Here is a 12,947-nt window from a genome sequence, read left to right as displayed (position 1 = left end):
GGAGCCCTAAGAAATGGTCACGGTCGCAACCAAGAGCAACGGTAAAATGGCAGCCAAGAGAAAATCGTCCGGGAAGGACACCGCTTCTAAGGGAGCGGACGCCAAAAAGGACGTCTTTGCCGGGAACACCACCCTGAAAACGACCCTCGCGCAGATCGAGAAATCGTTCGGCGAAGGGGCCATCATGCCCCTGGGCACCAATCATAAGGTGATCGAAGGGATCCCGACCGGATCGCTTTCGCTGGACCTGGCCCTGGGGGGCCGAGGGATTCCGCGTGGGCGAATCATCGAGATGTTTGGCCCTGAATCGAGCGGTAAAACGACGCTCGCCCTCCATGCGGTCGCTCAGGCCCAGAAGCTGGGCGGGATCGCTGCTTTTGTCGACGCCGAACACGCCCTCGACCCCAGTTGGGCCAAGAAGCTTGGCGTGCAGCTAGAAACATTGCTGGTCAGCCAGCCATCCAGCGGTGAAGAAGCGATGCAGATCACCGAGATGCTGGTCAAATCGAACGCGGTCGACATTATCGTTGTCGACTCGGTGGCTGCCCTGGTTCCCAAGGCGGAACTCAATGGCGAAATCGGTGACTCGCACGTCGGTCTCCAGGCCCGCTTGATGAGCCAATCGATGCGTAAGCTGACCGGAGCGATCGCTAAATCTAAGACCTGCGTGATCTTTATCAATCAGATTCGCGAAAAGGTCGGCGTGATGTTCGGTAGCCCCGAAACGACGCCTGGTGGCCGTGCTTTGAAGTTCTACTCGTCTTGCCGTATCGATGTTCGCCGCATCGGTCAGCTGAAGGACGGGGAAGACGTAGTCGGCCAGCGTGTCCGCACGAAGATCGTCAAAAACAAGGTTGCCCCGCCATTCCGCGTCGCCGAGTTCGACATGATGCACAAAGATGGCATCAGCTTTGAAGGGGACGTCCTTGACCTGGGGCTTACTCACAAGATCGTGGCTCGCAGCGGGGCTTGGTTCCGCTATGGCGATATGCAGCTTGGCCAAGGTAAGGAGAAGGCTCGGGTATTCCTGGTTGAGAATCCTGAGATTACTGAGGAAATCAAGCAGAAGGTGATGGAATCTATCGAGCCGGTCGTCGGTCCTGTCTCAGGTCCGGAAGCTGATGGCGAACCGCCGGAAGAAGAATTGTAAGCGACCCGTCCTCCCGGGTACGTTCAGCTCCGGTCCACTTCCCCAGTGGGCCGTAGGGTGCGAGAAGTGAAGCAACGCAAGCGATTCGCACGTTCCTTTCCGTTTGACAAACCACTGCGGTACGGCTGGTTCTGGGAGCCGTATCGCACCAAGGCAGATCTGGCAGATCTCCGTCCCCCTCGGGATTTGCTTTTTCGTGCGTTCTCCTAACCAAAACAGGGTTCCGAGGTCGGCTGTCCCAGCACAGAGGGACGGCCGGCCTTGTTTTGGTTCTTGAGCGGCCCATATTTCTGGCCAAATCAGTCACCTTTGCCCAAATTGGCAAAGAACTTATCATGAAGGGCTTGTGTCCCAACGATTGGGAAAAGAGGTCGGCAGAGCGGCTTTCCTGCTGAACACTGAAAACTGAACACTGAAAACTAAGCTCCCAATGAAAACCGACGAACTACGCGAAAAGTACCTCAGCTTTTTCGAGACCAAAGGACACACCCGTTGCCCGAGCGACGTTCTGGTTCCCACCTGGGACCCCTCGGTTCTCTTTACCCCGGCCGGGATGAACCAGTTTAAAGATCACTTCCTCGGTCGCGTGAAGCTCGACTTCACCAAGGCCACGACTTGCCAGAAGTGTCTGCGTACCGGCGACATCGACAATGTCGGTCGTACCGCCTATCACCACACGTTCTTTGAAATGCTGGGCAACTTTAGCTTTGGCGACTATTTCAAAGAAGATGCGATTCACTGGGCCTGGGAGTTTCTAACCGACAAGAAGTGGCTCGCGATCGATCCCGCTCAGCTGAGCGTCACCGTCTATAAGGATGACGACGAAGCTGCCAACATCTGGCACGAAAAGATCGGCCTGCCATTCAGCCGCATTGAACGCCTGGACGAAGACGAAAACTTCTGGCCGGCCAGTGCACCCAGCCAAGGCCCCGACGGCGTTTGTGGTCCGTGTAGCGAAATCTACTTCAACCCGAAAGACGGTGGTGAGAAGGTCGAGATCTGGAATCTCGTCTTCACGCAGTTCAATCGCGTGGGCGATCCGCCAGATAACCTTGAACCGCTACCCAGCAAGAACATCGATACCGGGATGGGGCTCGAACGTACCGCGGCTACCCTGCAGGGCGTCAGCACTAACTACCACATCGACATCCTGCGTCCGATCGTGGAAGCGGCCGGCGAGATCTGTGGTGTGAAGTACGATCCGGCTTCCGATAACGGTCGTCGCCTGCGTCGTATCACCGATCACATCCGCGCCTGTACGATGGCCGTTCACGAGAACGTTTACCCAGGTGCCAACAAAGAGAAGTACGTCATCCGTCGATTGCTTCGCCGGGCCGTGCTCGATGGTCACCAGATGGGCATGCACCAGGCCTTCGCTTACCAACTGGTCGACAAGATTGTCGAGATGATGAAGACGCCTTACCCGGATCTGCAAGATTCGGTCACACGCGTGAAGAACGTCATCAAGAGCGAAGAAGAAAACTTCCTGCACTCGCTGGATGACGGCATTGCCCGCAGCGAAAAGATCTTTGCTGGCATGCGTTCGGCCAATCGCACTGTGGTCAACGGTGACGAAGCGGCTGAACTTTACCAAACGTTTGGCTTCCCGCCGGAACTGTTCGAGCAGGTCGCTATCGAACATGGCTTCACGTTCGACTGGGTCGGCTACAAGAAGGCAATGGAAGAGTTCGGCGAGCGATCTGGCGGCGACCAGGTGAAGCTCTTCGAAACGGGGCCAATCGAGTCGCTCAAGAATTCGGTGCGCTCGACGGAGTTTATCGGTTACGACAACGAAGCCACCGAGGTGACGATCAAAGGGATCGTGACCGCTGCGGAAGGGGACGATGAGTCGCAACTGGTCGACGAGTGCAGCACGACCGGACCCGAGCACCACATGATCGTCGTCCTCGACAAGACACCGTTTTACGGTGAGTCAGGCGGTCAGGTTGGCGATACCGGTCGCATCTACTCAAGTGACTTCGAGTTCATCGTGACCGACACGCAGAAGGACAGCGACCTGTTCCTGCACGAAGGTTACCTCGCCAAGGGAACGATCACGACCGACACCACTGCCAAGGCCGAAGTCGACAATGCACGTCGCGCGGCTATCAAGCGGGCTCACTCGGCCACGCACATTCTGCATCATGCGTTGCAGAAGACACTCGGTTCGCACGCTCAACAGCAAGGCTCCAAAGTCGAAGACGACCTCCTCCGGTTCGACTTCACCAACATGGAACCGATTGCTCTCGATCAGTTGACCACCATCGAAACCGACGTGAACGCGAAGGTCGTCGACGGTGGTACGGTCAAATGGGAAACGGTTCCGCTGGCCAAAGCCCGCGAACTGGGTGCAATGATGCTCTTCGGCGAGAAGTACCCCGACCCGGTTCGCATGGTCACCATGGGTGACTTCAGCCGCGAACTGTGCGGTGGTACGCACCTGACTGATACCAAGCAGGTCGAAGCGTTCGAGGTGATCAGCGAAGAAAGCGTCTCCGCTGGCGTGCGTCGTATCATTGCCCTGACCGGTGAAAAGGCGAAGGAGTACCGCGAAAAGGTCGATCACTCGCTCGACGCGATGGCCAAGACACTCAAGTGCGACGTGCCCAACATCCCCGAAGCCGTCCGTAGCTTGACCGGTTACGTGCGTGACTTGAAGAAGGCCGTCAACGGTAGTGGCAAAGCACCGGAAGCTCCGGCCGAGATCAAGCCGTACAGTGGTGCGGACGTCGATTACTATCATCGCAAAGAGATGTTGAAGGAATCGGCTCGCCTCTTGAACAGCCCACTGTTCGAGTCGGCTGAACGTGTCGAAACCCTTTACCACGAAGTTGACAAGCTGAAACATCAGTTGGCCGAACGAGAGAAGTCCGGCACGCTCTCGGGCGATGACCTGCTGGCCAAGGCTACCAAGGTCGGCGACACCAGTGTCGTCGTCGCCGACGTGCCCGGTGCCAATGCCAACCTCATGCGTCAACTGATCGACCAGATCCGCAAAAGCACCGAGTCTTCGGCCGTCATGCTGTTCGCCGCTGCCGAAGAAGGCAAGGTCACCATTGTCGCCGGGCTCAGCAAGTCGCTGGTCGACAGCGGCAAGAAGGCTGGCGACTGGGTCAAAGAACCAGCCGCGGTCGTCGGTGGAAAGGGTGGCGGACGTCCTGACATGGCCCAAGCCGGTGGTAAGGATGCCTCGCAGATTCCGGCGGCTATGGCTAAAGCGGAAGAGTTAGCTAAATCGCTGTTTGCGTAACCAATCCGGTTACTCAGATCGAACCAGGATCCCGGTAGTCTGCTTAGCTGGGGTCCTTGCCTTTGATGAGCATCGCTTGTTCATCTGCGCCGAAATCTATGTGACAAGCCCCAAAGCACTGGCTACACTCCGGCTTTGGGCGGAATCTATTGCCGCTTGTACTTCAAAGGCAGAGCCTTCTAATACTTGTCAATGCTGCGATTTATGATCGCGGAGGTCCCCGATGTCTTCAGCAGTATGTGAGGAATGCGGCGAACGATTCTATCCGCTGAAAACGAAGCAGGCGGATATGATTCGAAGGTGCGCCAAGAGTAAGTGGACAGAGTTGGGCATCGAATGCCCTCGTTGTCATGAATATACGAAGATTAATCCTTCCGCGGTCGTCGCTGGTAAGGAAGGTACGGTTATCTCCAAGCCCCAGTATCGTTGCCCGGTTTCGGGATGTTCTGGCCTCGTTGACTACGTCGAGGGCAAAAAGAAAGAAGACCCCTACTGGGGATGCGGCGAATGCGGATCGATCTGGTACGAAAAGACGAATCTGCTGAAAGAGATCGAAAGCATCGTCAAGAAGTTCGCCTATCGTAAAAAGTGCTATCGAAAGTCAAAAGGAGAGTGGCTTCCCGCTGCACTCGATAAGATTCCAGATGACTACGAGGAACGTGTTCTAGAAGAGCCGGAAGATGATTGGGATGACTACGTGCGCGGGTGAAGGGGATCACGCCGGCATCGAGCCAAGTGTTGACCGAACACGTGAAATGCCAAATCAGATTCTTCTCGTGTCCTCTCGATTACCGGCATTGTTATTGGTCCGAATGAGCTCTCACGAGCGAGGACCATGGCTTGGGAACAGATGACGCGGTCGGTTCCGATTCGCAGGAAGTAGATTGTCATCGACAAACGTATAAGGTATGCCGAGACGGTTTTCGACGATGGATCTCCTACAGCAGCGAGTTTCCCTCGAGCTTAGCCAGTTAAATGAAAAGCGATGCCTGGCAAGGTACTTGTCTTTCTGCTGTTCAGTCTGGTCGGCTTAGTTTACGCTTTCGATAGTGGACTTCTCGTTTTCGTTTCCAATTGCCAGCGATCTAGATTGCTCTCCGAATTCGATGAACGAACTTCCAGCGGATATTTCCGAATCGCTAACTCCCGTCGAGCTTGTGCCCGTCAAACGATGGTGGGATGCACTCGGCAAAAAAGAGCAAGAGGAATTGCTGGATTGCTCTCAGCTGACGGCCTTGGATTTCAAGTCTCTCGATGAATCAATCGGACTTGATGAAATTGACGCTCTAGAAGACGGCAATGATCTTCCCGGCTACTTTGACTACCTGGTGAACCATGAGTTTCGCTTAGTGGGATTCGTCGATGAAACGGCTGAAAAGAGCTCTTATCGCGTGATGTGTAGTTACGTTGCCTCTCTAGGGTCAGATTACCGGCACGGAAAGCCTGGGAGCGTTTGGTAAAGCCAGAGAGATCAACCCTCTTGCCTGCTCGCCCCTCCCCTCCCAGGGGCGAGGGAACCAGGAGGATGCTTGGTAATCGTTACAACCGGACCAGCCGGTATCGTTTCGGTCGGCTTGGCAGTCCGGACGGAAAATCCGTTGAGGTTAGCCTAAGGGAATCTCCGATAGCAGTGATAGCACTTCCATGCGAATTCCCCCATCTCATTCCCCATCGTGAGGCACCCGTGATGCAAGACATGACCGCGATTGCGAGTAATGTTCACCAGGCCCTGTCCGCCAGCCCCCACTTTCCTGGTCGCCACCTTGAAGTGGAAGACAGCGAAGGTCGCGTCGTTTTGAAGGGACGCGTGGGCAGCTATTTTCATAAGCAGATGGCCCAGGAAACGGTTCGCCGCTTGGACGGGGTTCATGAAGTTGAAAATCAACTGGAAGTCGATTGGCGTTAATCGGTCCGCATTCTTCGGACGAAGATCAACGGTCAACGATCCATTCCCATAAAGTGAAAATGCCACCAGGTGCAAGCCGGGTGGCATTTTTCATTTCGAATGGGCCTGCCCTGATTTCTTCCTGAAAACGGAACACTTCAAACTGAAAACTCGCCATACAGGCGACGCCCTCTTCAAACACCCCCGGCGGCGCGTCACAATGCGCCTTTGTTTGAAACCCACTTGCCAACGGCAACATTCATTAGAAGAGGAAGTTCCATGAGCCGCCCCGCAGCGATTACGTTCAAAGGCAACCCCATGACCCTGGTCGGCGAAGAAGTGACAGTTGGTCAGGACGCTCCTGACTTCAAGCTGCACGCCTTCGGCCCAGAAGGCCTGACCGCCATCACCGTGGCCGACGTCAAGGGCAAGCCCACCATCATGAGCGTTGTTCCTTCGCTGGACACCGGCGTTTGCCAAACGCAGACCAAGAAGTTCAACGAAAAGCTGGGCGACCTCGGCGACAAGATCAACGCCCTGACCATCAGCCTGGACTTGCCATTCGCTCAAAATCGTTTCTGCGGTGCCGAAGGCATCGAGAACATCAAGCAGTACAGCGATTACCAGGATCGCAGCTTCGGCAACAACTACGGCATGCTGATCGATGAGCTGAAACTGCTGGCTCGCGGCACGTTTGTTCTCGATAAGGACGGCAAGGTCGTCTATGCTGAAACTTGCAAGGAAGTGACCGAAGAACCTAACTACGACGCTGCCTTGGCCGCGTTGAATTCGGCCCTGTAAGTCAACCTATCGCCAGTCCCCTCTCTCGCAAGCCGGGTGAGGGGACGCGGCGCGATCGGCGGGCTGGGCGAACACTTCCGGATGTCACGCCATGAATTTTCTGAAAAAGCATTGGGGCAAGTTGCTCGGGTTTGCCAGCGGTGTGATCGTACTGCTGATCGTCTTGGTGCTCGCGGCTCCCATGCTCATCGGCTATGGGCCGGTGCGTAGCTTTCTGTTGAATCATCTCTTTAACGGCAAAGAAGTCGCCGTTTCGGTCGGCTCGGTTTCCGTGGGGTGGTTTCGCCCGACCGAAATTGGCAACCTTCGGATTCAGCAAAACGAAGGCAAGTACAACGTCGGTGTTCCGCGGATCGCCAACGATGTGACTCTCTTCCAACTGATCACCAAGCCGCGCCAACTTGGGAATCTCACGATCGAAGAGCCGCTGATCGTGGTCGAATTGCCTAACGAAGAGGCCGACCTGGTCACCGATGGAGCCGGGGATGCCCCTTCCTTGGACCAGGAACAAGTCGAAGCCGCGCTACAGCGAACGATCGACGTGCGGGTGATCGATGCCACGCTACAGGTCAAGAAGCCAGGGGCAGAGAAACCCTGGGGATTTGAAAATATCGGCTTCCTCGCCCAGCTACGTCCTGGTCGTAGCGAAGAAGAAGGGCCATCGCTGCTCATTCCCGAAGCGACCCTGATGGACCACCAGGCAATGACCCAAGAGATGTGCGACGACATGCTCAAGTTCGTCGCCCCGATCGTCACCGGCGTGACCCAGGTCGACGGAGAGGTCTCGCTGTCGCTCTCGGACATTCGCGTTCCGTTGGCCGATCGTCAGAGTTCGGTCGGCAAAGGCCAAATGACGATTCACAAGGCCCGGCTCACCGGTAAAACGCCGCTGGTGAAGAAGATCACCGAGTTCATCGGCCTCGGGCCGTCGGTGGAAGTCTTTTCCGACTGCACGATCAACTTCGAACTCGCCGATAAACAGGTCTATCACGAAGGGCTCGACTTCGGCATCGGCAACTTGCGTGTGCGGACACGCGGGTTCGTGGGCCTCGATAAGTCCCTTAATCTGATCGCCGAAATACCGATGCCGCTCGATCCCGTGGAGGAACTCGAGGAGGGCGAACTCCCGCGTCCGCTCCTGTCGGCACTGCGAGGTAAGACGATCGAAATCCCGATTGTCGGTACGCTTGATCAGCCAATTATCGACAAAGATCGTCTCGGTCAGTCGCTGATGGCAACCGCCGAATCAACGCTGCGTGATTTTCTTAACAACGATCAGATCAAGCTCGATCTCGAAGGGGAAGAGGGCGAGATCGACGTAGATGGCATCCTCAACATGGCTGGCTCGCTGCTGGAAAACGCCAATCGCGAAGGGGGCCTGCTGGATCAAATGCGTGAGCGACGCGAGGCCAAGCAAGGCGAGCAAAACACGACCGATCCGGAGGCAGCCCCACGGGAAGGTCTGTTTAAGCGACTTCTGAAACGAGCCCAAGAGGCAGCCGAAGGTTCCGATGCCCCGCCAGGAGATAACCAAGACCCAGCCGCGCCCGAGATTGAAATCGACCTGAGCGAAGCGGTTGATCTTTAGCATGTTCTGCCCCCTCTCCCGCGAGGGGCGAGGGGGATAAGAACGTGATTGGGCCATGAATAATCGTTGCGATCGCTACACTCGCTAACGGTGTTCTGCGAGATCATAGCTGGCCGATTGTATTTCTTTCCGCGGCTGAGGGGGCTGACCTATATTTGCCTGAATTCGAATCCCAGGGGCGCATGCGCCTTGACGTCAGGCAACCGCGATGAGCAATCCACTTCGACAAATTCAACATAAATCGACCCTCCTCGATGGTCTCTACCGTGTAGCAGATGCGGCGGCGATCATCGTGGGGATGATCCTGGCCGTCATGTGGTCTGGCGGTACTCCGGTTGGTGATCATCAACTGGCCGTGGCGGCCGCGTTGGCCATCTTTTATGTGGTGGCCGAATTCACAGGCGTCTATCGCAACTGGCGGGGTGTTTCCACCGAACGAGAAGTCTGGTGTGGAGCAATGACCTGGGCGGTGTCACTTGCGCTACTTGTCCTGCTGGCTACCGTCTTTCGTTACGATCACCCGTTCAATCGCTACACGCTCGTTTCGTGGTTTTTGATCACGCCGCTCCTGCTTACTGTCTCGCGGATGATCATCCGTACGGTGCTCCGTTGGATGTTGGCCAGCGGGATGAATCAGCATGGCGTGGCGATCGTCGGAGTGAATGAACTCAGTATTCAACTTGCTCAAAACATCAAAGATACGCCTGACCTGGGAATGCGAGTCGCCGGTTTTTACGACGACCGCCCGAGCGAACGTTTGCCGGAAATTCCCGATAGCCTTGGGGCTTGCGTCGGAAACCTGCACGACCTGGTCGAAGCGGCTAAGCGTGGTGACGTGCATCGCATTTACATTACGTTCCCCATGCGTGCCGAATCACGTATTCGCAACGTACTGAACCATCTTGGGGACACGACCGCCTCGGTTTACATCGTGCCAGACTTCTTCGTGTTCGAGATCCTGCACTCGCGCTGGTCTGATATTCGCGGCTTGCCGGTGGTCAGCGTTTACGAAAACCCACTGTTGGGCGTCGACGGTGTCCTGAAGCGAGTCAGCGATATCATCCTGGCATCGCTGGCACTGCTGTTGTTGTCGATCCCAATGGCGCTGGTCGCCTTGGCGGTGAAGTTGACTTCCAAGGGGCCTGTCTTCTTCCGTCAGCGTCGCTATGGTCTGGACGGGCAAGAGATCCTGGTCTGGAAGTTTCGCAGCATGACTGTTTGCGAAGATGGTCCCAATGTCAAGCAAGCCCAGAAGAACGATAGCCGGCTGACGCCGATCGGTGGCTTTCTGCGGAAGTCTTCGATCGACGAACTGCCGCAGCTATTCAACGTATTGTCCGGGACGATGTCGTTGGTGGGGCCGCGTCCGCATGCTTCGGCACATAACGAACAGTATCGCAAGCTGATCCATCACTACATGCTGCGTCACAAGGTCAAACCCGGTATTACTGGCCTGGCTCAGGTCCGCGGCTGGCGTGGCGAAACAGACACCGTTGAAAAGATGGAACGCCGTGTTCAGTGCGACCACGAGTACATCCGCACGTGGAGCATCTGGCTCGACCTGCGAATTCTATTCGAGACCGTTTGGGTGGTGCTGGGACGCAAGAACGCATACTAAGCGAATCGACCTAAAGGGAAATGCTCGCCCAATAGATTCTGTCCCCTCGCCCCTTTGGGGAGAGGGTTAGGGTGAGGGGCGATCCAGGTACCCGCTTCCCAACCCTCACCCTAGCCCTCTCCCTTGGGAAGGGAGAGGGGACAAGAGTACGCTGCTATTTCGCGTCGCTCGTTTCCATCAGAAACCCGATCAAGTCACGCATTTCCGCGGGCGAAAGTACCTGCTGAAACCCTTCGGGCATGATCGACTTGTTCGAGTCGCGTTCCTCTTCGATGGCTTCGGGATCAAGCTCGAACCGCTTCCCGGCCGTGTCGACGAAGAGACGTCTTTCGTTCACGCTAGGGTCGGTAATTGGATAGCCGATATGCAATCGCCCGTCGTCAGTCAGCAAGACTTTGGGGACGTACATCGGAGCGATTTCCTGGCTGGGTTGGAGGATCGATTCCAGCAGACGCTTGCGTGTCATGCGTTGGCCGATGTAGGTCAGGTCGGGCCCTACGTCCGCGCCGCTGCCGTCGTACCGGTGACAGCGAATGCAGTAACCTCCTTGGGACGAAAGAAACGTACGGCGTCCTGCCTCGACATCCGCTTCGCCCTCAATCGCAGCCAACCATTGGTCCAGTTTCTCGGGAGAAATCGGATTGGCAACCGTATCCGCATCGAGCGTGCGATTGGCTTCTTGGCGAACCGTTTCGTTTTCGTCGGCCGCCAGTTTCTGCAGCGTTTCCAGGTGAACGTTCGCGTGATCAGACAGCCCGACGATTGCCATCGCGCGTACTTGGGGATTGCGGTCAGCATTCAGGGCGATTTCAGTTGCCACCTTCTCGCCGTGCTCGGTGCCGCGAAGGTAAAGTACCTGCAGCGTCTGCCGGGCCAGGTCCTTGTCGGCGGATTGGGCTAATGCCTGGAGCGTATCGTCGCTGAGCTGTTTGCTGTGGGGATCGATCAGTTTGAGAGCCAGCGTCCGTAACGCCGTCGACTGCTTCTCGTCCCGAATAATGTTGGCCAACGTCTGTTGTTCGAGAATCTCATTGCGGCCGCCCACGCTGCCTGATTCGAGCCATGAAATGGTGCTCAGCAAAACGGGAAACTCACGAACGCTCGGCGTGTGCGATTGAAGACGTTCTTTCAGCTGCGGTAGAAAATTCTTGGCCTGCGTATCGGCGATCCACCGCATCGCATAAATGCGAACAAGATCGTCGCGATCGTCCAGCGCGGCGCGAAGCAACGGTAGAGGAGCCTCGGCCTGCTTGGTGTCAAATGACCAACGATACGCTTCGAGAATTCCCAAACGCTGTGCGCCCGTGGGCAGTTCTTTCCAGATTTCCAGCGGCATGTCGACGCCACGCTGCGAAAAGCCATAGACGGCGGCCTGATGCAGGAACGGATCGTCGTACTCAAGTGCTGCCAGGGTAGGGGACTTCCGCAGTTCCTTCGCTTCCTCTTCCGCAGTGGAAAGGGGTAACGCCTCGCTCGGGGCAGGCTTCTCCTTCCAAGTCAAACGCCAGATGCGTCCCTTGCCGTGCACTGGATAGCTGCGGTCGACCCAGTCGGTGAAGTAGAGCGATCCGTCCGGAGCGATCGCAAAATCGACCGGGCGAAAGTTGTGATCTCCTTGCACGACCGTCTGGAACGTTGCCTGCACACTTGCTCCATTGTTGCCGAGGCGAAAGGTTTCGATGCGATGATCGCCCCAGCTGGTACCCCATAATTCGCCGTGGTACCACGTCACGCCGCTGGGGGCTTCGCCGGTCGCGGCTACCATTGGCAGTGTGCCTGGCAGTTCGCCATTCCAGGCTTGCAGCGGATGAACGCCCGTTCGCCCGTAACGGAACTGATAACCATAGTCGCCACCAGGGACGATATGCAGAAGCCGACAAGGTGGGCGGCTGTCGGGGTCGTTGTCGACCATATACAAACGTCCGGCCGGATCGAAGATCATGCCGAAAGGATTCCATACGCCGGTCGCCATGAGCTGTAGATCGCTGCCATCCAAATTGCAGTGATAGATGGTTCCGCCTTCGCCACCACCGGAAAGTTTGGTGCCGTCGCTGCCGACCAATGCGTAAGGCTCGCCCAGGTTTTCACCCAGTCCGAAGTACAGCAGGCTGTCGGGGCCGATGGTCAGACCGGCCAGCCCGTTGTGTGGATACCGTCCAGCCGTTTCCAGATGGGCAATCTCTTCCCGCTTGTCGGCGACATGGTCACCGTTAGTATCGCGAAGACGAAAGACTTCCATCCGTGTCGCAACATAAACAGTGCCATCCTTTGCGGAAAGGATGCTCATCGTGGCCTCGGTCCCTTCGTAGAAGGTACTCCACGTATCGAACTTGCCATCGCCGTCTGTGTCAGCAAAGCGACGGATGCGATCCTTGGGTGGGCCTTGGTAGTCCGGCTTGCGATGATGTGTGTGCGATTCAATCACCAGCAGCGCCCCGTCGGAATCGAAGGTGATACCAATCGGCGTCACGATGTCAGGCTGCTCGGCAATCAGTTCCAGCTCAAGCCGCGGATCGAGAACCTTAGGCTTTTCGGCGCTAAGAATATCCGTAAATCCCAGTAATAAAATCAGACCCAGAGCGAGCGACAGTAATCGAGGCATGACGAATCTTTCGCGAGAAGCGTGAGCAAGGGCGGGAGGATCAACACAGCGAC

9 protein-coding genes are annotated in these 12,947 nt (G+C 56.4%); 8 read left to right on the top strand and 1 reads right to left on the bottom strand.

Going from position 1 to position 12,947, the window contains the following annotated elements; translation table 11 throughout:
* Nucleotides 1-13 precede the first annotated feature (13 nt).
* The 8 genes from recA to PSR63_RS04165 all read left to right on the top strand — a co-directional run bounded on the left by recA (nucleotide 14) and on the right by PSR63_RS04165 (nucleotide 10,292).
* Complete coding sequence (recA, locus tag PSR63_RS04200; protein ID WP_274331008.1) at nucleotides 14-1,150, top strand: recombinase RecA; 1,137 nt, start codon at nucleotides 14-16, stop codon at nucleotides 1,148-1,150.
* Between the two features lie 430 nt (nucleotides 1,151-1,580).
* Nucleotides 1,581-4,400 (top strand): alanine--tRNA ligase, encoded by a 2,820-nt coding sequence (gene alaS, locus PSR63_RS04195; protein WP_274331006.1) that lies wholly within the window; start codon nucleotides 1,581-1,583, stop codon nucleotides 4,398-4,400.
* A 289-nt stretch (nucleotides 4,401-4,689) separates the two neighbouring features.
* Nucleotides 4,690-5,109, top strand: a complete 420-nt coding sequence (locus PSR63_RS04190) for a hypothetical protein (RefSeq protein ID WP_274331004.1) — start codon at nucleotides 4,690-4,692, stop codon at nucleotides 5,107-5,109.
* Between the two features lie 397 nt (nucleotides 5,110-5,506).
* Complete coding sequence (locus PSR63_RS04185) at nucleotides 5,507-5,860, top strand: hypothetical protein (protein WP_274331002.1); 354 nt, start codon at nucleotides 5,507-5,509, stop codon at nucleotides 5,858-5,860.
* A gap of 227 nt (nucleotides 5,861-6,087) precedes the next feature.
* Complete coding sequence (locus tag PSR63_RS04180; RefSeq protein ID WP_274331000.1) at nucleotides 6,088-6,306, top strand: BON domain-containing protein; 219 nt, start codon at nucleotides 6,088-6,090, stop codon at nucleotides 6,304-6,306.
* 258 nt (nucleotides 6,307-6,564) lie between these two features.
* On the top strand, nucleotides 6,565-7,086 hold the full coding sequence (tpx, locus tag PSR63_RS04175) for a thiol peroxidase (RefSeq protein WP_274330998.1): 522 nt from the start codon (nucleotides 6,565-6,567) through the stop codon (nucleotides 7,084-7,086).
* A gap of 91 nt (nucleotides 7,087-7,177) precedes the next feature.
* Complete coding sequence (locus tag PSR63_RS04170; RefSeq protein WP_274330996.1) at nucleotides 7,178-8,674, top strand: hypothetical protein; 1,497 nt, start codon at nucleotides 7,178-7,180, stop codon at nucleotides 8,672-8,674.
* A 208-nt stretch (nucleotides 8,675-8,882) separates the two neighbouring features.
* A complete protein-coding gene (locus tag PSR63_RS04165) occupies nucleotides 8,883-10,292 on the top strand; it encodes an undecaprenyl-phosphate glucose phosphotransferase (protein ID WP_274330994.1) in 1,410 nt (469 codons plus the stop codon).
* Nucleotides 10,293-10,446: 154 nt separating this feature from the next.
* Here PSR63_RS04165 and PSR63_RS04160 read toward each other — a convergent pair whose 3' ends face one another.
* Nucleotides 10,447-12,894 (bottom strand): PVC-type heme-binding CxxCH protein, encoded by a 2,448-nt coding sequence (locus PSR63_RS04160; protein ID WP_274330993.1) that lies wholly within the window; start codon nucleotides 12,892-12,894, stop codon nucleotides 10,447-10,449.
* Nucleotides 12,895-12,947 lie beyond the last annotated feature (53 nt).

Source organism: Bremerella sp. P1 (assembly GCF_028748185.1).
GTDB lineage: Bacteria > Planctomycetota > Planctomycetia > Pirellulales > Pirellulaceae > Bremerella.
Note: the sequence above shows the minus strand (reverse complement) of the source record. Positions and strands in the feature narration are given on the sequence as shown.